The sequence below is a fragment of the Psychrobacter piscatorii genome, assembly GCF_904846415.1.
GTDB lineage: Bacteria > Pseudomonadota > Gammaproteobacteria > Pseudomonadales > Moraxellaceae > Psychrobacter > Psychrobacter piscatorii.
Window position 1 is genome coordinate 1 of record NZ_CAJHAR010000018.1, and the last position, 24,470, is coordinate 24,470.

A 24,470-nucleotide genomic window follows, 5' to 3' on the forward strand; every position below is an offset into this window, starting at 1 on the left:
GGTAAGATGTGTATAGTGTTTCATAACGTTCTGATATGTAGGAGTTGAAGTTTGAAATGCAACACGGCACATCTTACTCTTCAACTCATTCTTTTAAAACGTTGCACTTCTTATTTGAATCTAGGATCAATAAAAAAGCCTTATAAAGTTATAAGGCTTTTTTTGGGACATATGTTTGTATCAGTTAGTGCTAGTAGCGCGGCGGTACGTACATATCATCAGGAATAGGCTCGCGGTAGTATTCATCATCGCGTTTGCGACTGGGCAATTCAATCTCGTCACGAGGTATTTCTTTGTAAGGGATTTGCTCGAGCAGATGTGCAATACAGTTGAGCCTAGCGCGCTTTTTGTTATTACCTTCAACGACCCACCATGGCGCTTCAGGGATATGGGTACGCTCAAACATGGTCTCTTTTGCTTTGGTGTAGTCTTCCCAGCGCCTGCGTGACTGCAGGTCCATTGGTGAGAGTTTCCACTGTTTTAGCGGATCATATATCCGACTCATAAAGCGTGCATGCTGCTCATCGTCGGTGATAGAAAACCAGTATTTGACTAAGCGAATGCCTGATCGTACGAGCATGCGTTCAAACTCTGGTACCGATTGAAAAAACTCCTCATACTGCGCATCGGTACAAAAACCCATAACGTGCTCAACACCGCCTCGGTTGTACCAGCTGCGATCAAACAACACAATCTCACCTGCAGCTGGTAAATGCGCGACATAGCGCTGAAAATACCACTGTGTCTGCTCGCGTTCCGTTGGAGCAGGTAAGGCGGCAACACGGCAAACTCGCGGATTGAGCCGCTGAGTGATACGTTTAATGGCCCCACCTTTGCCAGCAGAGTCTCGCCCTTCGAAGATAACGACGATACGCTCACCATTTGCGACCACCCAGTCTTGCAGCTTGATAAGTTCTCGCTGCAATCGTACCAACTCATGGAAGTAGGTACGCCGATCCAGTTTTTCTTGCTCGCTCATCTCACGTCCGTTAAAACGAAAGTCACGCGCATAATCATCTATTTCATTTTCTAATTCTTCATCATAGGTATCAATTAAATCTTGATGCATTTTTCGACGCAGTTCATCATCAAGAATGTCTTTTTCGATACGTTCAGACAGGATAGCTTGCTCCTGATTGTACCGATCCAAATCCTCCTTAGTGGTTAGAGACTGAAAATCACTGGTTGTAACGGGTTTTGTCATTACCAATTTTTCAGAGCCAAAAATGATTTGCCTCATTTTTCTTAATAGAAACTTTTTTTTAAGTAGAAGTTCTGTCTTACCCATAAATATTACCTTTGTTTGGCGTATCGGCTTTTTTAAGAGGCTACTATCTAGGTCGGTTCTATCATAGCAAAGTACAGACAATAAAAAATGCCCTTTAAATAGTTAAAGGGCATTTTTTATGGATAGATATATGCTGATTAAAATAATTAGTCAGCATGTATTTTTGATTCACAATTTATGAAGCTTATTTTTCTAAGATGCAAGTCACGCCTTGACCACCAGCGGCGCAAATAGAAATTAGCGCACGGCCTGAGCCCTTTTGATCCAGTAGTTTCGCAGCGGTGGCTAGGATTCGACCACCGGTCGCGGCAAACGGATGACCTGCTGCTAGTGATGAACCATTTACGTTTAACTTGCTATGATCAATCGATCCTAGTGGCGCATCAAGACCTAGGCGCTCTTCACAGAATGTCTCATCTTCCCAAGCAGCCAGTGTCGATAATACTTGTGAGGCAAACGCTTCATGAATCTCATAGAAATCAAAGTCTTGTAGCGTTAGGCCAGCACGCTCAAGCATACGCGGTACAGCGTAAGCTGGTGCCATGAGTAGGCCTTCTGTCGTGCCAGACTTACCGATGAAGTCTACCGCTGCTGTTTCTTGATGAACGATATAAGCCAGTGGCTTGAGGCCGTGCTCTTTTGCCCATTCATCCGTACCTAATAGTACACAAGAAGCACCGTCAGTCAGTGGCGTAGAGTTAGCGGCAGTCATGGTTGGGTTGGCGTTCTTTTTGCCAAAGACAGGCTTCAATTTGCCCAGTTTTTCTAGCGTGGTATCTGGGCGTAAGTTGTTATCACGAGTCAGGCCTTTATATGGCGTGATCAAGTCATCAAAGAAACCTTCATCATAAGCACGTGCTAGGTTTTTGTGACTGTTAAAAGCTAGCTCGTCTTGAGCTTCGCGAGTGATGTTCCACTCAAGCGCGGTGATTGCTTGATGCTCACCCATTGATAGACCAGTACGCGGCTCGCCATTCTGCGGTGAATCGATCAAATCTTTTGGATTTAGACCCATTAATGCTTTTAGACGTTGCTTATTGTCTTTGGCGGCACCAAGTTTGATCAATACTTTACGCAAGCCGTCGCCAATAGCGATAGGCGCATCAGAGGTGGTATCTACGCCGCCAGTGATGGCTGAGTCAATAAGTCCAAGTGCGATCTTGTTGGCAGAAGCAAAAGTCGCTTGCAAGCCAGTACCGCAAGCTTGTGAGATATCATAAGTTGGCGTGTGTGGGTTCAGTGCGGTGTTCAATGTTGCTTCGCGAGTCAGGTTGATATCGCGGCTTAGCTTCATAACGGCACCAGCAACTACTTCACCGATGACTTCGTCTTGCAAGTTATAGCGCTCAACCAAGCCGTCTAGGGCAGCTGTCAGCATATCTGTATTGCTAACGTCAGCGTATGAGCCATTTGAGCGCGCGAATGGAATACGGTTACCACCTAAGATTGCCACACGATTTTGATTTGAGGCAGGTTTAGTCTTACTCGCTTTTTTAGCAGCAGTCGCTGGTTTTTTAGCTACTGTGGTTTCTGATTTTTCATCATCTGATTTTTTGCTAGTGGTGTCTTTAGTCTCTGAGCTTTTGGTATCAGTTTCTTTAGCATCAGATTTTTTAGTAGCTGGCGCTTCTTTTTTTGTGTTGTCAGCTTGTGTGCTATCAGCCTTAGTATCGGCTTTAACGTCAGCAGTTTTAGTAGGCTCATTGTTTTCAGCAGTTTCTTGTGGTTTTGCATCGCTGGCTTTAACAACAGTACTTTCGACAACTGGACTATCAGGGTGGTTGTTTTTATTACTCATAATATTATCCTTAAAAAGTATGGGCAGAAAAGTTGAAGGGTAAAAATAAAAAAAGTGGCAAAGTCATGTTAAGCAAAAATCAAATATTATCATTTATCACCTAGTATCGCTGTGTATGATAAGTCGTTTTGTGCTCGTTTAATGTATATCTTTAGCAAACGATGTGTCGCTTATATAAGTTCAATGACAGCTTTAAGCATACTGGTTAAGGCGCTAATAGACTAGCGAGTACCAACGAGTATCAGATAGTAGCATTGCATAACAATACGTTTGATAATATATTGTTATCAATAATTATGTTTGCCATAACTTATAGGTCGGATTTTAACATGTTATGATGGTCAGTAAGTTGGTAAAAAGTCGCCAGCTTGTATACTGACTTGTTTACAGATTGTTGTAGACATTGTCTGTTTTTGGACATGTTTCTAATGGCAGTGTATAGTTAGGCTAGTTTTAAGATGATTTACCAAATATCAATAATTACAATGTTGATGAGTCTATATAATAGGCGTATTACATTTAGTGTTTACTATTATTTCAACCATTCATTATTTATAGGGAATATATTATGTCAGACCGTTATGGTGATTTTGTTCAATCTTCTATTGGTAAAAAAGTCGCAAAGAACTTAGGTTTGCCAATGCCAGCGACGCTTGATCGTTTTGAAAGCGGTGAGCGTTTGGTTCGTGGCAGTGTATTAGTTGGCCGTGCTAATGGTGAGGACAAAAGCATTAGTGAATCTGTTGCACGTATTTTGTTAGATGTGCATGCTGATGTATATGTAAACAGCCGTGATGATGTTAAAGACGCTCTTGCTGATGCAGGCGTTGAAGCAAAAGCCAATACAGGTGGTGACGATCAGTTCAAAGTGTTGCTTTTTGATGCAAGCAATATTAGCAATGCGGATCAGCTAAAAGAAGTGTACGAGTTTTTTCATAGCGAGGCGCGCCGCGTAGAAAAATCAGGCCGAGTGATCGTTATTGGTCGTACGCCAGAGGACATCACTGATATCGAAACTGCCATGGCACAACGTGCACTTGAGGGCTTTGTAAAATCAGTAGGTAAAGAGTTCAAGCGCGGCATTACAGCCCAGCTCATCTATGTAGAAACGGGCGCTGAGCAGAACCTAGACTCGACCTTGCGCTTTTTCACTTCAGCACGTTCAGCTTATGTCTCAGGACAAGTGGTACGTGTGAGCAAGGGCGACTCAGTTGACGTCGATTGGAATCAGCCTTTAGGCGGTAAAACGATGCTAGTGACGGGCGCAAGTCGTGGTATCGGCGAAGCAATCGCCCGTGTCTTGGCTCGCGAGGGCGCGCATGTGATTTGTCTTGATGTACCGCAGCAGCAAGCTGACCTACAAAAAGTTGCTAGCGAAATCAGTGGCTCTGCATTGACAGTAGACATCACTAGCGATGACGCTGGCGCAGAAATCGCAGATGCGGCGCAAAAGCGTGGTGGTCTAGATTCAGTCATTCATAATGCTGGCGTGACTCGTGATAAGACATTGGCGAGAATGGATGAGAAAAAGTGGGACATGGTCATCGATATCAACTTGGGTAGCATTGCTAAACTGAATCGCTACTTGCTCGATAATGATGTACTAAAAGAAAATGCCCGTATCGTATGTGTGTCATCTATTTCAGGTATCGCTGGCAACATGGGTCAGACCAATTATGCCACTTCTAAAGCGGGCGTTATCGGTTTGGTTGATGCGACTGCTAAGCAGTTAGAAGACAATGCCAAAGGCATGACTATCAATGCAGTAGCACCAGGATTTATCGAAACACAAATGACGGAAGCAATTCCGTTTGCTATTCGCGAAGCTGGTCGTCGTATGAACTCAATGAGCCAAGGCGGCTTACCAGTTGACGTGGCTGAGACCATCGCATGGTTGGCTTCACCTGCTTCGGGTGGCCTAAATGGCAACACAGTTCGTGTTTGTGGTCAAAGCTTACTTGGCGCATAATACTGATTTATTGGTGAGAGTATGTGGAAAACAATGAGAGGGTAGCGTGATGGTATTATCCCTTGTTTTTGATTTGCCTCACATATGCTTACGAAATATTTGCTGATAAATTGTAATAAAGCTGCCCACGGGTGGCTTTTTTATGATAAAAACACAAGAGCCATCAGCCAAACTATTTTTTGCTATTAAAGATACTTGTAAAATTGATTGAATATAGTGCTTATTAGATAATAGGTACCAGTCAATGACTGCTTAATATCTCTAGATACGTTAAAAATCTTGTTCAAGCCACATTTAGGATTTACTTATGTCAGACACCCATTATGACGCGTTGCCAAAAGCGCACACTACCTATGCCAATATCGTCAAAAGCTTACTACCTATTGGTAACAGTGGCAAAGTCAGTAAAGATCAATTGCCGCAGGCCACCTATTACGTCGATGACTTGCATATCGATCATGATAATCTAAATGACTATCGTAAAATTTGTGGCTTTGCTGATAATGGTAAAGTTCCAGCGACGTACTTTTCAGTGCTATCACAGACTCTACAGATGAATATGATGGTCAAAGAGCCGTTCCCATTTGCGATGTTGGGTCTGGTACATGTAGACAATAGCGTCACGCAGCATCGTCCTATCGGTGAGCGCGAAACGGTGTCTATGTCAGTCACTTTTGATAACTTACGTGACCATGCTCAAGGTCAGCAATTTGACTTTGTCACCACGGTTAAAGCAGAGGACAAAGTGATTTGGGAAGGGACGTCAACTTACCTATCACGCAGCAAAAAAACGACCAGCAGTAAAGATAAAAAAAGCACGCCGCGTCCAGTTGCTGTGAAGCCAGAAGTAGGTAAAAAAGACGTACACAGTATTTTTGAAGTACCAGAAGATATCGGTCGTCGTTATGCTTTTGTTTCAGGTGACTTTAACTTGATTCATTTGCATCCACTATCAGCGCGCGCTTTTGGCTTTCCTAAAGCGATTGCACACGGCATGTGGTCAAAAGCTAAATGTCTTGCTCTAATGGATGAGCTGCCTGATGCTTATACAGTCGACGTCTCATTTAAACTGCCTATCTTTTTGCCAGCAGAAGTAGAGCTTATCGCTCAACCAGTAGCGAAGCTTGAGAACGCAGGAGATACCTGTGATTTTGGCTTGTACAGCTCTAAAAACAGTAAGCCACATTTGGCAGGTATCGTGACATTAAATAGCAAGTAGCAAGTAGCAAGCATTGTACGATGTATTAAAACCTATATCTTAATAGCCATATTTAACCAACACGTTTATCATTATGACTGCACAAAACATGAATTCACAAAATAGCGCGACAAGTACGGATCAAGCTGATAGATCAATGACTATTGATACAGCAGCTGCTAATGAAAACATTACCACTGACATCTCAAGTGATGACCATAGCGACTCAGATAATGGCGTCGATTTGTCCGCTGTTTTTGAGCCTTATTTTCGTCCGGATGCCAATACCATTGTGTGCGGCGCGTTAAATGAGGAAAAAGTCGCCGCCTTAGCAAAAGCTGGCGTTGAATTGGTGATTAATTTGCAGCCAGAGGATGAGTTAAGTTTTAATGAATCAGCCGCTGTTGAGCGCGCAGGAATGAGCTACGAGCACCTGCCTATTAATGGCGCTGAAGAGCTAAAGCAGCTTAAGATATTGGCGTTTGATAATATATTGCGTCAGTATCATGGTAAAAAGATGGCCATGCACTGCGGTTCAGGCAACAGAGTAGGGGCTGCCATTGCACTACGCGCAGGCTGGTTGCGTGGGCGCAAGATGGATACTGCTATGGAGCGTGGACGTAGTCACGGCTTGACCAAGCTTGAACAAGAAGTCCATAATCGCTTGCTAGTACCGCGCTAAATTATCATAATAGTTGAAGCATAAAAAGGCGACCGATAGGTGGCCTTTTTTATTGGTTATCAATGCATTTATACTGATCTACAATATCTCTATAACGCATGTACCCAACTGATTTTAATACTAGGACAGTTCACAATACTGGAGCAAGGTAGCAATGATGGACGACAATAAGCAAAGCAATGATCAAAATAATAAAAATATCGATACATCTATGAGCATAGATTTACAACGCCGCTTACAACAGTTATTGACAGATTTACAACTTGATGACGCGCCAGCTGGTGGTGCTGTGGTTGTGTATCAGGCAGGCGAGTGTATTGCGCAGGCAAGTACAGGTATGGCGCGTTTGGATGCATTATGGCAGTCTGATACGCTTGCCATTAATTTTTCTACCGGTAAAGGCATTTTAGCGACGCTAGCGCATGTATTGGTGTCGCAGCAGCTGCTTGGTTATGATGTGCCCATTGCTCACTATTGGCCAGAGTTTGCCGCAAAAGGTAAAGACAACATCACCTTGCGACAGGTGATGTCACATCAGGCTGATTTGTTTTCGATCACCAGTATCGATGTCGATAGTGACACGGTGCTCGATTGGCGCGCTATGCTGAGTCATATTGAGGAAATGCCTATCACAGCACCTGAGGACGCCGCTGCATATGACAGCGCGTACAGTGCGTTGATATATGGTTGGGTACTCGGCGGTGTGATAGAAGCCGTAACGCATATGTCATTAGCCGAAGCATTACGCCAGTATCTAACTGAGCCTTTAGGTATTGCAGACAGTTGCTATTTTGGTGTGCCAGATAGCAAAGTAGATCAAGTAGCAAAGCTTGCCAAAGACTTTGAGTCATCAAATGAGGATAGCGTACAACTGCGTAACAAGCGCCAAAAACCAACCTTAAAATCCGACTCACCAAGCACTTTACGTACTTATGCAAGTCTACCTAGCTATCATTACTGGCAACAGAAAATGCTAAATGATGAGCGTACAGCTGAAACGCAAAGTAGCCTTAATGACGATCTAGATAACAAAAATATTGATAACATACAACCTGTATTAAATACTGCGCGTATTAATAGCCTATATTTCAATACCAGCCAGCTCAATCTGAAAAACTATAAGGCAGCGCTCATTCCTGCCGGAAAACAAGCACTTGATTATCATAATCGCAACACACTACAGGCAATCATTCCCGCTGCTAATGGTGTCGCTTCAGCGGATGCGCTAGCCACTATCTATGCCATGTTGGCCAATGGTGGGGTTTGGCAAGGGCAGACGCTAATTGATAGTGCTACGTTTAAGCAGCTCTCCACAATTCAAGTCACAGGCCTAGATGCCGTCATGCCAGCACCAATGCAGTGGCGATTGGGCTACCACAGATTATTCAGTATATGTAGCAGTAAAGATACTATCGATAATAGCATTGATCCAGCACTATCAGGGTTTGGGCACATGGGATATAACGGCTCAGTCGCTTGGTGTGATCCTACGCGTCAACTGTCATTTGCCTTTATCCATAATTTTGATACCACTATGCTCAATGATATCCGCCAGTTTGCATTGACAGAAGCGGTTTTGAGCTGGGTTGATGAAGTGCGCTGATAAAGTCAGCTCTATAAGTGAACTCACTTTATCAATGATACTGGCATCATGAATGATTAATGATGCCCTTTCGGTGTCATTTTAAGTAGCCTTGTTGCGCTCAGACCATGGATGAAGATGGAGGTTAGAATCACGATCGAGCAGACAATCCACAGTTTGAGTGCATCATCCTCAGCAAAGAAATCTGTGTTGAGCGCATAAGATAGATAGTACAAAGTACCAATACCGCGAATACCTAGTGCTGAAATTGCGTATTTTTCAGCACGGGGTAAATGGAGTCCTGATAAGGCGATAAATCCGCCAATTGGGCGTATAAGTAGTAGGAAAGTAAAGCTGACGACATAGACACGCCATGTAAGCTCAACCCCAGATTGCAAACCTTGACCCAAGAACATACCAAAAATAACCAGCACTAATGACATGAGCAAGCCTTCTGATTGCTCAGCAAAATCGTGTAGTTTTTGATGATAAGTGTGCTCACACTCTGAGCGACGAAACGCAAATGCAGCCACAAATACAGCAATAAAGCCATAACTATGTACATACTCTGCAAGTCCATAGGCTAGTAGTGTCAGCGCAATAACCACATAGCCTTGTGAGATGGTAGTTTCGCGAGTGTGTCTAGAAAAAACGACTTTGGCCAATATTTTACCAACCAGCACACCCACCAATACCCCTGCGCCAATCTTCCATAAAACATCATGGGTGAACCATGACCACAGCATCTCACTGGTAAAAGCGTTTCCTTCACTAAAAGCTTCCGCAATTTTAATGGCTAAGTAGACAAAAGGAAAAGCCAATCCGTCGTTTAACCCTGCTTCTGAAGTCAACGTGAAGCGAGGTGTGTCTTCTCTCCCTGTATTAGGTGGCCCCACCTGAATGCTAGAGGCCAGAACAGGGTCGGTAGGTGCCAATACCGCACCCAGCAAAATAGCAGCGCCGAGGCTCAAGCCAAAGGCATAATAGCCTAACCCTGCCATCGCAAAAATACCGATGGGCATCGTGATGAGTAAGAGCCTGACCGTGGGTCGCCACAGCCGCCAAGAAAATTCGGTGTCAATTTTGATACCCGCACCAACCAATGAGACCAAAATGACAATTTCAGTCAGTTTTTCGATGATTATCCCATTATTGATAGGGTCCAAAAACGATAGAGACGTCCACCAGTAACCCATCATTAGACCGAAGCTCACTTGTAGCATAGGCAATGAGATCGAGGTGCGTTTAAAGATAACAGGAAACAATGCCCCTAATAAAAAGGCGATACCGCAGATTAATAAAAATAAATTGTAGTTTTCAATCATAAGGTTTTCGCATGTTGTTATGTTTTAAGGGCTGGTTTTGAGAGGTTGACTTTTGATATTGGTAATGGCTGGTATGGATGCTTAATATCTAGTCTGCAATATGACTTATCATGACGATAAAAAAGAATTATTACCGAAAAAAATAGTTATCAGAACGACAGATGCGTTGTTTTTTGGTGAAAAAAAAGCCTGCATGGCGCAGGCTTGATAGATTTTTATAAGTAAGTTATGAAAACGAAGGGTTTAGATAGAGTTCTTAGCGCTCTACTTGGCTTACGTCACGTACAGCACCAGTATCAGCGCTGGTAGTCATAGCTGCATAAGCACGTAATGCGGGAGAAACGTGACGATCACGGCTGACGGGTTTCCATGCATCGCGACCGCGCGCTTCCATAGCTTCTCGGCGAGCGGCTAAGTCTGCATCACTGACTTGCATGTTAATAGTGCGATTTGGGATGTCGATGTGAATGCTATCGCCTTCTTCAACCAGACCAATGGCACCGCCTTCAGCAGCTTCTGGGCTAGCATGACCGATTGATAGACCGGATGTACCACCAGAAAAACGACCATCAGTGAGTAGGGCGCATTCTTTGCCCAGTCCTTTTGACTTCAGATACGTCGTTGGGTAGAGCATCTCTTGCATACCAGGACCACCCTTAGGGCCCTCGTAGCGGATGATGACCACATCGCCTGCAACGATTTGGTCAGCCAATACCGCAGCAACTGCATCATCTTGTGATTCAAAAATACGTGCGCGACCGGTAAAGGTTAAGATACTCTCGTCGACACCAGCGGTTTTGACCACGCAGCCACGCTCGGCAATATTGCCGTACAGTACGGCCAAGCCACCATCTGCAGAGTAGGCGTGTTCGGCACTACGGATACAACCTGACTCACGGTTGACGTCAAGGTTTGACCACTCTTTTGATTGTGAAAATGCCTCGGTGGTGCGAACGCCACCCGGTGCGGCAAGGAAGCGCGCGCGTGCCTCATGGTTATCATGATTCATGATATCCCACTTATCAATCGCTTCTTTCATTGTCGTACTATGGATAGTCGGTACGTCAGTTTTCAACAATCCCGCACGATCAAGTTCAGCCAACAAGGCAAAGACGCCGCCCGCACGATGCACGTCTTCCATATGGAATTTTTGCGAGGCAGGGGCTACTTTTGCTAGGCAGGGCACACCGCGGCTTAGACGGTCAATATCAGCCATTTTAAAATCAATCTCAGCTTCATTGGCCGCAGCAAGTAGATGCAAGATCGTATTGGTTGAACCGCCCATGGCAATATCTAAGCTCATGGCGTTCTCAAAAGCTGCCTTTGTCGCGATAGAGCGCGGCAATACCGAATCATCATCTTGCTCATAGCGGCGTTTCGCAAGCGAGACAATAGTGCGTCCCGCTTCTAAAAATAGCTCACGGCGTAGTGAATGAGTAGCGAGTAGCGAGCCATTACCCGGTAGGGCCAAGCCTAACGCCTCGGTCAAGCAGTTCATAGAGTTGGCTGTGAACATCCCAGAGCATGAACCGCAAGTCGGGCAGGCTGAGGCTTCAATAGCTGCTACGTCCTCATCACTAATGCTGTCGTCAGCGGCATCCATCATGGCATCGACAAGGTCAAGTTTACGAACGGCACTGCTATCACTACTATCGGTATTGTGGCTCTTACCAACGGTACTGGCTAGGATTTTGCCTGCTTCCATCGGGCCACCCGAAATAAATACCACGGGTATGTTAAGACGCATTGCCGCCATTAGCATACCGGGGGTGATCTTATCGCAGTTGGAAATACACACTAGCGCATCAGCACAGTGCGCATTGACCATATACTCGACCGAGTCAGCAATCAGGTCGCGACTTGGTAGCGAGTACAACATACCGCTATGACCCATCGCAATACCATCATCGACTGCAATAGTATTGAACTCTTTTGCAACGCCGCCAGCTTGCTCAATCTCACGTGCGACCAGTTGTCCAAGGTCTTTTAGATGCACATGGCCGGGTACGAATTGGGTAAAAGAGTTGGCAATCGCAATGATTGGCTTGCCAAAGTCGCCGTCAGTCATGCCAGTGGCACGCCATAATGCGCGCGCGCCTGCCATATTACGACCGCCGGTAGAGGTTTTTGAGCGATAATCCATGTGATATTCCTTACTAATAGGCGAGATTTTTTTGAGTGTGAACTCGCAAGTGTGATGCTTATAGTTTGCTTTTTATCTGATATGAAGACTAGTGAATAATACTAAGTCTTTACCATACCATTAGATATGAATAATTGAAAATAGCTTAGTAATGGTAATGGGTTTAATATGATAAAAGTACAATTAAGGCACTATTCAATGCGAGCTAAAATCGCTTTATCAAACCAAGGTAGTTCAGCTTTATCGGCTTCTAGCTTCAAAATAGCTGCCAGCGCATGGGTGGCCAAAAGCTGTTGATAGTCGCCACTTGCGTCAATCGTCAATAGCGATTCGGCAGGTAATGCTTGAGTATTGGCATTTTGCGCATCAATACTGATTAACGTCTGCTTATTATTTTTATAAAGAACGTCGACACGACCAAAAAACTGCCAGTCTTCAAAAGCGGCAATCATAGCGTCGGCGGCATCCTTAGTATAGATTTGCTGCGTCTCTTTGCCCGTATTGGTCCAATGCAACCGAACGGCTAACTGCAATGCCTCACTGAACACCACCAATGAACCAATGACTTTCACATGCCAAGGACTGGTCAACAGTTCCTCATCAATGCCAATCAATTTAGCCGCTTCGTGAGCTGACATAGGCGTATTGAATTGAAGCAGTAATTCAGGGGTGAGTGGATGCGACTGCTTGACGGCATCGTCTAAGCTATCGTAATGATAAAGAAAAGGCAGTGGCAAATCTTGCGTGACGGTCTTTTTGACAATTTTGCAGTTGTGTATCTGCCAGCTAATAGCTTTGTCAGTCAAGGCTTCTGCTAAGATAATAGCATTTGGGTCAATGGTTTGAGTACCGCTTTCACTCTCAATATCAGAGTGTTCTTCCTTATTATCAAGGGTTATAGCAGTATTATCCATATCTGGTTGAGTTGACAAAGTAGACGAATCCATAAACATAGCGTTGTTAAAATAGAGGGTTAATATAACATTTAAAAGGCATGACTCGCCAATAAATTAGTGGGATAAGCTAGGGAGTATACAGCTTGATTTTATCAACGACGGAAATGATAGCAACTTGTACTAAACTTATATTTCGTCCACTATATGACAAGCGCTCTAAACCATTTTAAAAGCTGTTAAGCATCCAACAATCAAATAATCAAAGGAAAAAATAATGACTGAAGTAAATCAAAAGACTGCTTATGACGACAATAATATTTTTGCCAAAATGCTGGACGGTGATATTCCTTGTCACAAAGTCTATGAAGACGATAAGACGCTTGCCTTTATGGATATCATGCCGCAAGCCGAAGGTCATGTATTGGTGATACCGAAGCAGAAAGCGGTAGATTTGGCAGATCTTGAGCCAGAGTATGCCGCTGCGGTATTAATGACGTCTAAAAAGGTCATGCAGGCCCAGCGTCAAGTGTTTGAACGTGAAGGCATTATCCAAATGCAGTTGAATGGTGCGGAAGCTGGTCAAACCGTATTTCATTATCATGTGCATCTGATTCCATCGAGCATTCATGAGTTAGGACGTCATGCAGTAACGCAGGCTAATCAAGGTGAGCTTGCAGACATTGCTCAGCGACTTGCTATGGTTATTAGTGCCGTCTGATATCGAGGCATAAATTGCTAGGATGATAGGTATATAAGATTGAAGGGCAACTAACAAGTTGCCTTTTTTATTGCCCAGTAATAATTGTGTAAGAATCGTTAAGTTATTGTTATAAATACGCGCCCGTTCTAGGGTTTAGGCAAAGATTATGTTACACAGTATCCTTGTTTAACACTACCAACATATTACTTGGCTATTATCAATCGGTATTACCACCGCCATGATGATTTAGCAGTCTCTATATTGATAGTTTTTATGTTGATTATGTTTAGGGATATCGTTTTTATCTCCTATTTTCTTGGCTTTGAGGATACCACTGCTTATGAGTAACGGTTCACGCTCTACCATTTTATTGCCCGTTTTTATACCTGCAGCGGTCATTATGCTGCTGCTAGTCATCGGTACCGCGATTGATCCTGAGGCAGCGGGTGCTCTGTTCAGTGATGTGCTTAGTTTTACGACTGAGACATTCGGCTGGTTTTATATGCTGGCAGTGGCCCTGTTTTTGATGTTTATTATTGTACTGGCGTTTTCGTCTTATGGCAGTATCAAGCTGGGCCCTGATCATGCTGAGGCGGAGTACGGATTCCTTGAATGGTTTGCCATGCTATTTTCGGCAGGCTACGGGATTGCGCTACTGTTTTATGGGGTAGCGGAACCAGTGATGCATTTTTCCAGTCCGCCAATGTCGGACCCGCAGACTATTGCCGCGGCAAAAGAGGCGATGCAAATTGCGTATTTCCACTGGGGTTTTCATATTTGGGCGATTTATGGTGTCGTTGGTTTATCCTTAGCGTATTTTGCGTTTCGTCATGGTCTACCATTATCAATACGCTCGACACTGTATCCGATTATTGGTGACAGGATTCATGGCCCTATCGGTCATACGGTCGATGTGTTTGCGATATTGGGTACGATGTTCGGTATTGCTACCAGTTTGGGCTTGTCAGTATCGCAAATTAATGCGGGACTCAATTATCTGTTGCCAGATATCATTCCAGTGAATACGACCGTACAGGTGATTGCCATTGCCTTGGTGACAGCCGCGGCATTGGTATCGGTATTGGCAGGGATGGATAAGGGCGTAAAACGCTTATCTATTTTAAATATGCTATTGGCAACTGCGCTGATGCTATTTGTATTTGTTGTCGGTCCGACGATTTTTATCTTGAACGCCTTTATGGAAAATACGGGTAGCTATTTGGGTAATATCGTCGAGCGTACCTTTAGCTTACAGGCGTACGAAAATAGCGATTGGATCGGCAGCTGGACCTTGTTTATTTTTGCATGGACGATTGCATGGGCGCCTTTTGTGGGTCTGTTTATCGCCAAGATTAGCCGTGGTCGTACCATCCGTGAGTTCGTATTGGGTGTGATGCTCGTACCGACTTTCTTTACGTTCTTTTGGTTCTCGGTGTTTGGTGATACCGCGCTACACATGATTATGGTCGATGGTTATACCTCATTGATCAGTGAAGTACAAAACAACCAAGCGATTGCTCTGTTTAAGCTACTAGAGAACTTGCCATTTACTGAATTTGTGTCGTCATTGACCATTTTATTGATTATTACCTTTTTTGTGACGTCATCGGATTCTGGCTCGTTGGTGATCGATTCGCTAGCAGCTGGTGGTCGCAGTGATACGCCGTGGTGGCAGCGTAGCTTTTGGGTAGTGACCGAAGGCGCTGTGGCAGCCGTCCTACTGATTGCAGGTGGCCTAACGGCGCTACAAACGGCAGCTATCGTCAGTGCGTTACCGTTTGCGATTATCATTCTGATCTCAATGTTTGGCATGTGGCGTGCGCTGCGTATCGAAGGACATCGTAATCAGAGCCTTGGTAATGACAACAGACTGCCACCGCATCTACTTAAACCGTCTGCATGGCGCGAGCGTATCGACTATATGACCGACAAGCCAACGCGTGAAAAGGTCTTGAATTACATCAAAGAAGTGGTGATGCCTTCGATGATGGAAGTGTCGTCTAAATTTGCAGAAACTGGTTGGACGACTGAGGTCAACTATGACGCAGTCAATAACCGTGCGGTGCTTGAGTTACAACGTGGTGACGATGTCGAGTTTTGGTATGAAGTGCGCCTATCTGAGCATGATGCGCCCGATTATTATACTGAAGACAGTGCAGATACATTGCCACAAGAGCACCATCATCGTGCTGAGGTGTATCTACGCCGTGGTGGTCAGACGTATGATTTATACGGCTACAAATCTGAATCAGTGATTAATGACATCATCGATCAGTTCGAGAAGTATTTACATTTCCTCAATGTATCGCCTGATAGTCTACCGTGGCGCATGCAAGAGCATGATGATGACATCACGCTAGAGCAGGGCAGTGTGCTTGATAAATAATGCACGGCATGTATCAAAAATGACTAATGCTTATGCAAGCTATTCACGTTAATCGCTTGCAATAAGTGCAAGAATCCTTAGAATAACGGCTTGTTTTCCTTACAAATCAAGCCGTTTTTTTATGTCTATTGATTCTCCTGTTTTACCCTCGTCCTCGACTTTTTCTGACCATCCATTGTTGCAGCCATTGAATATAGGTGGTCTGACGATTGAAAACCGTTTGATGGTCGCACCGATGGCAGGTGTGACGGATAACCCTTTTCGCCGATTGTGCAAATCATTTGGCGCAGGTCATGCAGTTAGTGAGATGATCATCGCTGATACGGCACTTTATGCGCGCAAAAAATCCCTATATCGTGCCAACTTTGATAACGAGATTGCGCCTATTTCTGCACAGATAGCAGGCGCAGAACCAGAAAAATTGGCTGAAGCGGCTCGTTATCAAATCGATAATGGCGCGCAGATTATCGATATCAATATGGGCTGTCCTGCCAAAAAGGTTTGTCGTAAGCTGGCAGGCTCAGCGCTGCTACAAGATGAGGATTTAGTAGCAAGACTGCTTGATGCCGCTGTAAATGCTGTTGATGCGCCTGTGACATTAAAAACACGATTGGGGTTTGAAAATGGTCGTGAAAACATCCTACGAGTCGCCAAGCGGGCAGAGCAAGCAGGTATTGCCGCGATTGCCATCCATGGGCGTACGCGCGAAGATATGTATACGGGCGAGGCGCGTTACGAGTTAATACGCGAAGTCAAAGACAGCATTAGCATTCCTGTCATTGCCAATGGTGATATCGACAGCGCGCAAAAAGCGCAGCATGTTTATGAGATGACAGGCTGTGATGCAGTGATGATTGGGCGAGCCGCGCAAGGGCAGCCGTGGATATTTCGCGATATCGAGCATTTTTTGCGTACTGGCGAGCGTCTAGATGCCCCTAGTGTCAGTGAGATAAAGGAAATCGTACTGGCACATTTGCAAGAGCTGTATGACTTTTATGGCGAGTACTCTGGCTGCCGTATCGCCCGCAAGCATATTGCGTGGTATACGACAGGCATCCCCAACTCCAACGCCTTCCGTCAAGCGATGTATGGCGAGGAGAGTACCGCCGGACAGTTCCGCGTGGTTGAGAGTTTTTTGCAGACGTATGAGTAGTAATGGCCTGCACAGTTTCATCACGCTTATTATGAGCATAAATCACTGATACCTCTTTCAACTCTATTGATTCAATCTATGTTTTATCAATAGGGGCGGCTTCATTGAAAGGCATAGCATCAGGATTTTTCTCAGGTGTGGGCTTTTCTTTTTGCCAAGGGAATCGGCCTTCTAGCTCAACTTGTAGCGATAAGCTCAAAAACGTACGAATAAGCACGATAATACCCAACACCAAGACGCTGCGTAATGTCGGCTCTGTCACCACTGTTGCCATAATATCTGCAGCAATCAATACCTCAAGTCCCAAAAGAATGGATTTGCCAACGGTCTGCCTGATCTCTACGTAGGTATTGTGGTTCAGGCCGCCCGATATCCGAAATGCTTTGTAAAAAGCAAAGAGGAGTCCAAAAAACATAATCAAGACACCTATGACTTCGACTATCTTGGCAATCAAGTCAATATAGTGGGTTAAGTTTCCGATCAAAATAACGTCTCCTCTGTATCAGTCAGCAAAAAGTATGGCGCTAAACATCGTCACTATTATATGATGATATATCACTATAAACCCCTAAAATCGTCAAATTAACTATCAGCTACTGGTGTTTTGTTCACTGTATGCGATATTTTTTTGCTATGCTGTAAACGAATATTCATTGGTATAGGACAGACAAAAAGGACTTTTTATGGCTAATCCCTCGAAAAAAGCAATAACCAAAGCAGTAAAAGGTAAAAATATTATCATTACAGGCGCGTCAAGTGGTATTGGCGAGCGTACGGCTTTTTTATTAAGTGAGTGCGGGGCGCATGTTATTTTGTTGGCGCGTACTGAAGACAAACTAAAAACCGTCAAAGAAAATATTGAAATATTGGGTGGCAGGGCCAGTTATTATCCATGTGACCTTACCAATATGGATGAGATTGAAAAAACTAGCGAACAAATCCTTGCTGATTTTAAACATGTGGATGTATTGGTCAATAATGCTGGTCGTTCGATTCGCCGTTCAGTCCATGAGTCGGTCAACCGTTTTCATGACTTTGAGCGCACTATGGAGATCAATTATTTTGGCGCGGTCAAAATTATTCTTGGTTTCTTGCCGACGATGATTAGCCGCCAAACGGGTCAAGTTGTCAATATCTCGTCGATTGGTGTATTAGCCAACAGCCCTCGTTTTGCTGCGTATGTGGCGTCAAAATCTGCGCTAGATGCGTTTAGTCGTTGCTTAGCCGCGGAAGTCAAAGGCGATAATATCAAGGTCACCAATATCTTTATGCCCTTGGTACGTACCCCTATGATCGCCCCAACCAAGCTATACCGTTATATGCCAGCTTTGATGCCTGATGAAGCCGCATTAATGGTCGCAAAAGCGATTGTCCATAAGCCAAATAGTATCGCCAGTAATATGGGCAAATTTGCCTCAGCGACGTACTCGTTGGTGCCAGCATTTAACGTCGGTATTCAATCAATTGGTTATCGTATCTTTCCAAGTTCGACGGCGGCGCAAACGACGGATAGCAAGCCTAACTTTGCTCAGCGTGCCTTTGCCAGAATTCTCCCTGGTGAGCATCACTAAAATTGGCTTACTCTCAATTATTATGAAAACAAAAAAAGGATACGATGGTATCCTTTTTTAATGCTCTATCTATTTGTATTAATGTTCCTATAATATAGATAGGTAAGGCGTTAGTAGCCTTTTGTTCTTAGCAATTTACTTCGGTTAAAGTTTATTTGCCATAATGTAGCTTTGTGCGCAGAATGGGCGGTTCCCTAGTGAGGACTTGAATCTTCGGCTGTGGGCTAATGGTATCAAAGTTTTAACTCGCTGAAATAGTCACAGTGTACTTCATGGTGTACTTGTCATATATATTATGTTCGTGATCGGTGCGCTATACAGACATCGAACTAGAGCTTAGGAATAAACAATTAGTAATTTAGTATAATAATATCAATATGAGACATATGCTCTTTGAGTTGATTTATTTGTATGGTTGAAGTTATCTTATTCAGACGAATCTCTTTTAATTTTCCAAATGCTTGTGTGTTTTTAAAAAAATCTAAATCCTTTAAACCATTCAGTCCATTAATAGACATACTTTCAACGTGTTCAAAGCTGTTATTTTTTATCCATATATCAAATAGATCCTCTATAAGATTTTTATCTATATCGAGCCGTATAGACTTACTAAATACAAAGCTCTTATAGCTATTTAATACTCTATACACGTCAGGCACAGATATAGGGCTGTTCATATAAGACTTTGTGATTAAAGCATTACCACTGACTTCAAAATAGCCAACTGTGGCTAACGGTTTGGTGTATCTTATACCAACCTTTTCGTCATTATTTTTTTCGACAAGAGAGCAGTGATAAGTAAAGTTTATTTCATTCGAATGTTCGTTATAAGAGTACATTACTCCATCATTGAGATAATTTAATAAGAATTCTTTTGGTTCATACGAAAGAGTATTCCAGTCTATTCGATTTTCAGATATACCGTCTTCGTGAGTATATAACTCTAAGTCGCACCTACCTTCTACAAAGGTAGAAGACATACCTTGATATAGCTTATTCTTATAGAGTTGTGGTATTCCACGAGAACCGTATATGTCATCAATCTCATTACAGAACTCTGTAGAATCTATTTGGATAGGTGAAGATAGCCCCCTCTGACAAGGTGAAACATAAGGTTTGATAATCTCACCATTTTTAACTTCATAAGCTTCAATTTGATAATCTGGTTTATCAAAAAAGATGATGCCAGTGTATAGCTGTCCGTTCTCATACCATTTATCGTTACTTTTATTTAACAATGTGGATTTCAATCGTTGCATATTACTCATGTTAATATTCTCTGAAAGATGAATAATTGATCGTGCCGGTAGAAGAGATAATGAATAGAGATAGTTATGTAAAGGTATACCCTAGGGGAACCATCAAAAAGGCTTCAAAAACCTATTAACAGACTACTTAAAACAGACCGCTATCATGGAACCACTTATAACAGACTAGCGAAACCAGCAGAGCTTATTAGGCTTTTCTATTGTCCAGCCTGTGAGTAACAATACTCGCAGGCTACAGTATCAGCGATAAACAGTTCTATAAAAAGTATCGCGATTCAGTACTTTATTTAAACAAACACTCGCCACAATATCCAAAATATACCTATCATCAAGACAGCGATAACGAGTAATCGTTTTAGCCAATAAGGGAGCAAAGGTTTCTTATAGCCCAAGTCGTTTAGCTGACCATCGACACCATCTTGCAGGCTCTTAAATCCTTGGCTTTGCTTGGTGGTTTTGACACGATTTTTTACCAATGGTCCAGGCCCGTCATCGATCTCTTGCTCTCTATCGAAGCTAATGGCTTGATTGGGGATACCTTGTTTACTAGCGATGGTATTGAGCTTTTGCTGTTGTTTTACCTTTAGTGCTGTCTCGTAGGCATCAATCCTAGTTTTGGCTTCATCCATACTGATGTTTTCGTCTGCCGCCAACGTTTTGATGGCCATTACCAAGTTGTTTTTTTCGACCATCATGATGACGTCTTTTGGCAATTTTGTATTGACCGGCTTTTTGCTAGGGTCGGGGTTAAACATGGCTGTCCTTATTACGGCGTATGCGTGTGAATGAGTAATAGGGTTCATTATAACCATTTTACACAAACGATATTCAAGCAAAAAAATACCGCGATCACATTGCGATCGCGGTATTTTGGTATTTATCTACGATTAGCATTTATGCCAATTTTGATAAATTATAGGTCTTTCCAGCGTTGGATAGATTCTTTGATGACTTCTTTCGCTTCTGCAACATCACCCCAAGATTCAACTACAGTAGTACCTGCTTTTTTCAGGTCTTTATAGTGGCTGAAATGGAACTCTAGTTGGTTGATTAGCTGCTTTGGTAGGTCTTCTAGGCTGTTGTAAGCATTACCGGTGTCACGGTCGTCAGCAGGTACAACAACGATTTTGTCATCCACTTCGCCGTCATCAACAAACTTCATCACACCGATGACTTTTGCTTTTAGGAAGATACCAGTCGGTAGTGGCTGTTCAGTCAGTAGCAACACATCAAGCTCATCGCCATCTTCGTCAAGCGTTTGCGGGATAAAACCATAGTTACATGGCTTAGCAAAAATCTGTGGATCAATACGATCAAGCTCAAATACGGCCAATTCGCGATTCCACTCAATTTTATGGCTGCTACCAGCTGGGATCTCTACTACTACGTTGATGATGCCGCCGTCTACGTCGCCTGCGTCCAAAATTTTATTAAAATCTGCCATGAAATACTCCAATTTGCTTTTGTTTTAGAGGTTTGAATGATTGATGTAGCTAGGGATACTGCAAAATTTTTGCCGCATCCGATTTGTACTGGGTGCGATTATAACAAGTTTGGTCTAAATTTTCTCTTAATGCTTAAGTCTAAGCGTGCAAGATATTATGCAAAAAAAGATTATGCAAAAATGAACTCAAAACTCACTTTGGCGCGATGGCTCTCAATTCAATCAGTCCAGCATGACGCTTGGCGATGTTATCGATAAGTTTTTGGGTAACTATCTTGTAGCTGAGTGTATCGCTGACTTGCTGAGTCGTTTGTGTTTCTGACTCTTTTTGCTCTGATTCTGTCTGCATGGCCACAAAATCAGACAAGCGCAACATCTGCATACCCGCATAACCGCAGGGATTGATAGCATTGAATGCTGACAAATCACAGTCTAAGTTAATTGCGATACCATGATAGCTAAAGCCATGCTTAATCTTGAAGCCTAACGACGCTATTTTTCCAAGCATAATCTTATTATCAAGAGATTTGTCATCTAGCGAGTTGCTATTAGCATTGCTACTGTCATCCGCTACAGTGGGGTCAGAATACATGTAAACGCCAGGTGCATCACGGCGGGCATGGGCACTGATATTGTCACGACTAGATGGCGAGCTATACAGACAGTCATTGACGACGTCTTCGATCGCTTGCTCAGCATGGGAGACCAGATGGCGCACACTCCAGCCCAAACTGTTTAAGTCAAACAACCAATAAAGGACCAGCTGTCCGTGACCATGCCAGGTTACCTGACCACCGCGGTCGGTCTTGATGATAGGCGTGTCGGTGCGCTGCAGTATATGCTCTTCTTTGCCTGCTTGTCCAAGCGTATAGACATCGTTATGGTCAACGATCCATAACTCATCAGGCGTGCGTAGTCCTTGCTGTTTTTTTAGATCGATACGTTCGAGAGTACGTGACAGCATGGCATCGAGAGTGGGAACATAATCGGCTGCTGACAGAGATTTACTGATCAGCGTGTCATTGAGCAGTTGTGTGTCGTTTTGCATGAGCGTGTCTGTCTTATTATTGTCTGGTTTAAAGATAGATAATGTCGATAGGTAGTGTAGCAGTTTTGGCATCTATCGCCCAAAGTTTATCTGCAGTCTAGCATCGGATCTGGCATGTGAGTACCAATAGAAACGCACTAGAAAAAAGTAAAACCATTTTAATATCATGGCTTTAGTAGGCGATTACAAACGCAGCAGTCAATGAAAGGTGCTGTTCATTGCACAGTTGATGCGCTACATTAAAGTATAATGAATGGAATCTGATGAAATTGACAGTCAGGGCAGGTTATTAAAGCGCGCGTCTGACTAGAAAGACAGCGCCTATGACCCAATATAATGTAGTGACTACACGACATATGAGTACATGTGACTACGACAAGGAAGACAAATGACAGATAGCAACAAACACGCCCATGAGCAGGCCCCAACCGATGCAGGTTTTGCGCTGCAGCGTATGCCTGAAGCACTGAGTACTGCAAAAACCATCGATGAGATGAAATCTCAATTCTCACGCCTACAAACATTGAGCCGTACGCGGCCGATCAATGACTGGGGCACTCGTGAGACTCAGCTAGATAATTTAGAAGTGATGCTAAGCGACAATCAAGAAAGCTTTGCAAAAGCAATCAGCGCAGACTTTGGGTATCGTAGCCAATCAGAGACTCAGTTTGCCGAGCTGTTTCCGAGCTTCACAGGTATCAGTCACGCCAAAAAACACGGCAAAAAGTGGATGAAAGCACATCGCGCGCCTATTTCAGCGTTGTATATGCCAGCTCACAATGAGATTCAGCCGCAGCCATTGGGTGTGGTCGGCATTATGGTGCCGTGGAACTATCCACTGTTTTTGGCGATTGGTCCGATGATTGATGCAATCACCGCGGGCAACCGAATCATGGTCAAAATGAGCGAAGCTGCGCCGCAGTTTGCTCAGACATTCGCTGATGCCATTTCTCGTTATTTTTCGCCAGATATGATCTGTGTGGTACTGGGCGAGGTTGATATTGCTGCCGCCTTTAGTGAGTTGCCATTTGACCACTTGTTATACACGGGTTCGACTGCTGTAGGCAAAAAGGTGATGGCTGCCGCCGCGCCTAACTTAACACCAGTGACGCTTGAGCTTGGCGGTAAGTCACCAGTGATTGTATTGGATGATGCCAATCTAGAGTCGGTGGTCAACCGTGTCATGATGGGCAAAACACTAAATGCAGGTCAGACTTGTATTGCCCCAGATTATGTATTGATTCAGCGTCAATATCATGACCAGTTTATCCATTTGGCAAAAGAGTGGATGGCCAAGCACTATCCCAATATCGAAAACAATCCAGACTATTCACGCATTATCAATGGTGAGCAGTTTAAACGGGTTAAGGGCTACTTAGACGCGCTAACAGGTGATGAGATACACGCACTTACTGCGGTTGAGCCCAATATAGAAACGCGTCTGATGCCACCTGTGATTGTGAGCGAGCCTGCGCCTGATAGCGATCTGATGCAAAATGAGATTTTTGCTCCGATTTTGCCGCTGATGCATTATGAGACACTCGACGATGCAATTTATTTTGTGAACTCGCGTCCACGGCCACTAGCGCTATATGTCTTTAGTGACAGCTATAATAGCGTCGAAAACGTGCGTAACAACACGGTCTCTGGTGGTCTATGTATTAATGAAGTGATCATGCATGTCGCCCAGCATGACTTACCGTTTGGTGGGGTCGGTGACTCTGGTACGGGCGCATACCATGGCAAAGCGGGCTTTGAGCGCTTGAGCCATATGAAACCTATCTTTGTACAGACCAAGCTAAATGGTCTCAATTTCTTATTGCCGCCTTATGGTGGACTGTTTAAAAAGGCGATGGCACTGTTTTTGAAATAGTTGCCCTATGGGAGTTATTCAAAAATTGATTTTGAACTCTCTTCATTTGATACCGTAATCTATAGTACCTATATCTATAGCATCTATCAAAATAGGTGCTATTTTTTTGTCCCAAAATCAAAGGTTAGCATTGGAAAAAGATTTAT

The 24,470-nt window shown here is 43.7% G+C and carries 19 protein-coding genes; 9 read left to right on the forward strand and 10 right to left on the reverse strand.

Annotated elements, in window-relative coordinates:
- Positions 1 to 190: 190 nt before the first annotated feature.
- Together ppk2 and JMX83_RS09135 are read right to left on the reverse strand one after the other, a co-directional pair.
- Positions 191 to 1,150, reverse strand: a complete 960-nt coding sequence (gene ppk2, locus JMX83_RS09130) for a polyphosphate kinase 2 (protein ID WP_265089522.1) — start codon at positions 1,148 to 1,150, stop codon at positions 191 to 193.
- 322 nt (positions 1,151 to 1,472) lie between these two features.
- Positions 1,473 to 3,086, reverse strand: coding sequence for an acetyl-CoA C-acetyltransferase (locus JMX83_RS09135; protein WP_201600910.1), 1,614 nt, complete (start codon positions 3,084 to 3,086; stop codon positions 1,473 to 1,475).
- Between the two features lie 568 nt (positions 3,087 to 3,654).
- Here JMX83_RS09135 and JMX83_RS09140 point away from each other — a divergent pair.
- The 4 genes from JMX83_RS09140 (at position 3,655) to JMX83_RS09155 (ending at position 8,538) form a co-directional block, all read left to right on the forward strand.
- A complete protein-coding gene (locus JMX83_RS09140; protein ID WP_201600912.1) occupies positions 3,655 to 5,055 on the forward strand; it encodes a 3-oxoacyl-ACP reductase in 1,401 nt (466 codons plus the stop codon).
- Between the two features lie 307 nt (positions 5,056 to 5,362).
- Complete coding sequence (locus JMX83_RS09145) at positions 5,363 to 6,274, forward strand: MaoC family dehydratase (protein ID WP_201600914.1); 912 nt, start codon at positions 5,363 to 5,365, stop codon at positions 6,272 to 6,274.
- Between the two features lie 136 nt (positions 6,275 to 6,410).
- On the forward strand, positions 6,411 to 6,935 hold the full coding sequence (locus JMX83_RS09150) for a beta-lactamase hydrolase domain-containing protein (RefSeq protein ID WP_201601003.1): 525 nt from the start codon (positions 6,411 to 6,413) through the stop codon (positions 6,933 to 6,935).
- Positions 6,936 to 7,092: 157 nt separating this feature from the next.
- Positions 7,093 to 8,538, forward strand: coding sequence for a serine hydrolase domain-containing protein (locus tag JMX83_RS09155; protein WP_406947625.1), 1,446 nt, complete (start codon positions 7,093 to 7,095; stop codon positions 8,536 to 8,538).
- A gap of 56 nt (positions 8,539 to 8,594) precedes the next feature.
- Here the strand turns inward: JMX83_RS09155 and JMX83_RS09160 are convergent, their stop codons facing one another.
- The 3 genes from JMX83_RS09160 to JMX83_RS09170 form a co-directional block, all read right to left on the reverse strand.
- Entirely contained in the window at positions 8,595 to 9,842 is a 1,248-nt protein-coding gene (locus JMX83_RS09160; RefSeq protein WP_201600918.1) for a cation:proton antiporter, read from the reverse strand.
- A gap of 256 nt (positions 9,843 to 10,098) precedes the next feature.
- The gene (gene ilvD, locus JMX83_RS09165) at positions 10,099 to 11,985 is read right to left on the reverse strand and encodes a dihydroxy-acid dehydratase (RefSeq protein ID WP_201600920.1); all 1,887 of its coding nucleotides are present in this window, start codon (positions 11,983 to 11,985) and stop codon (positions 10,099 to 10,101) included.
- Positions 11,986 to 12,176: 191 nt separating this feature from the next.
- Complete coding sequence (locus JMX83_RS09170) at positions 12,177 to 12,917, reverse strand: hypothetical protein (RefSeq protein ID WP_227675803.1); 741 nt, start codon at positions 12,915 to 12,917, stop codon at positions 12,177 to 12,179.
- 238 nt (positions 12,918 to 13,155) lie between these two features.
- On the opposite strand from JMX83_RS09170, the gene JMX83_RS09175 reads away from it, so the two are divergent.
- From JMX83_RS09175 to dusB, 3 genes are all read left to right on the forward strand, one after another.
- Positions 13,156 to 13,599 carry an HIT family protein gene (locus JMX83_RS09175; protein ID WP_201600922.1) on the forward strand — a complete coding sequence of 148 codons (444 nt, stop codon included), beginning with the start codon at positions 13,156 to 13,158 and terminating at the stop codon, positions 13,597 to 13,599.
- A 322-nt stretch (positions 13,600 to 13,921) separates the two neighbouring features.
- Positions 13,922 to 15,967 carry a BCCT family transporter gene (locus JMX83_RS09180; protein ID WP_201600925.1) on the forward strand — a complete coding sequence of 682 codons (2,046 nt, stop codon included), beginning with the start codon at positions 13,922 to 13,924 and terminating at the stop codon, positions 15,965 to 15,967.
- A 121-nt stretch (positions 15,968 to 16,088) separates the two neighbouring features.
- Positions 16,089 to 17,120 (forward strand): tRNA dihydrouridine synthase DusB, encoded by a 1,032-nt coding sequence (dusB, locus tag JMX83_RS09185; protein WP_201600928.1) that lies wholly within the window; start codon positions 16,089 to 16,091, stop codon positions 17,118 to 17,120.
- Positions 17,121 to 17,196: 76 nt separating this feature from the next.
- On the opposite strand, the gene JMX83_RS09190 is transcribed toward dusB, so the two are convergent.
- On the reverse strand, positions 17,197 to 17,604 hold the full coding sequence (locus JMX83_RS09190) for a DUF1622 domain-containing protein (RefSeq protein WP_238037552.1): 408 nt from the start codon (positions 17,602 to 17,604) through the stop codon (positions 17,197 to 17,199).
- A gap of 199 nt (positions 17,605 to 17,803) precedes the next feature.
- Between JMX83_RS09190 and JMX83_RS09195 the strand changes: the two genes are divergently transcribed.
- Positions 17,804 to 18,691: an SDR family NAD(P)-dependent oxidoreductase gene (locus JMX83_RS09195; protein ID WP_201600931.1), complete on the forward strand. Its 888-nt coding sequence runs from the start codon at positions 17,804 to 17,806 to the stop codon at positions 18,689 to 18,691.
- 350 nt (positions 18,692 to 19,041) lie between these two features.
- On the opposite strand, the gene JMX83_RS09200 is transcribed toward JMX83_RS09195, so the two are convergent.
- From JMX83_RS09200 to lipB, 4 genes are all read right to left on the reverse strand, one after another.
- A complete protein-coding gene (locus JMX83_RS09200; RefSeq protein ID WP_095568602.1) occupies positions 19,042 to 19,959 on the reverse strand; it encodes a hypothetical protein in 918 nt (305 codons plus the stop codon).
- 287 nt (positions 19,960 to 20,246) lie between these two features.
- Positions 20,247 to 20,714, reverse strand: coding sequence for a hypothetical protein (locus tag JMX83_RS09205; RefSeq protein WP_201600932.1), 468 nt, complete (start codon positions 20,712 to 20,714; stop codon positions 20,247 to 20,249).
- A gap of 158 nt (positions 20,715 to 20,872) precedes the next feature.
- Complete coding sequence (locus JMX83_RS09210) at positions 20,873 to 21,403, reverse strand: inorganic diphosphatase (protein ID WP_057759479.1); 531 nt, start codon at positions 21,401 to 21,403, stop codon at positions 20,873 to 20,875.
- Positions 21,404 to 21,596: 193 nt separating this feature from the next.
- On the reverse strand, positions 21,597 to 22,451 hold the full coding sequence (gene lipB, locus JMX83_RS09215) for a lipoyl(octanoyl) transferase LipB (RefSeq protein ID WP_201601008.1): 855 nt from the start codon (positions 22,449 to 22,451) through the stop codon (positions 21,597 to 21,599).
- 454 nt (positions 22,452 to 22,905) lie between these two features.
- On the opposite strand from lipB, the gene JMX83_RS09220 reads away from it, so the two are divergent.
- On the forward strand, positions 22,906 to 24,324 hold the full coding sequence (locus JMX83_RS09220; RefSeq protein ID WP_227675805.1) for a coniferyl aldehyde dehydrogenase: 1,419 nt from the start codon (positions 22,906 to 22,908) through the stop codon (positions 24,322 to 24,324).
- The last annotated feature ends 146 nt before the right edge of the window (positions 24,325 to 24,470 follow it).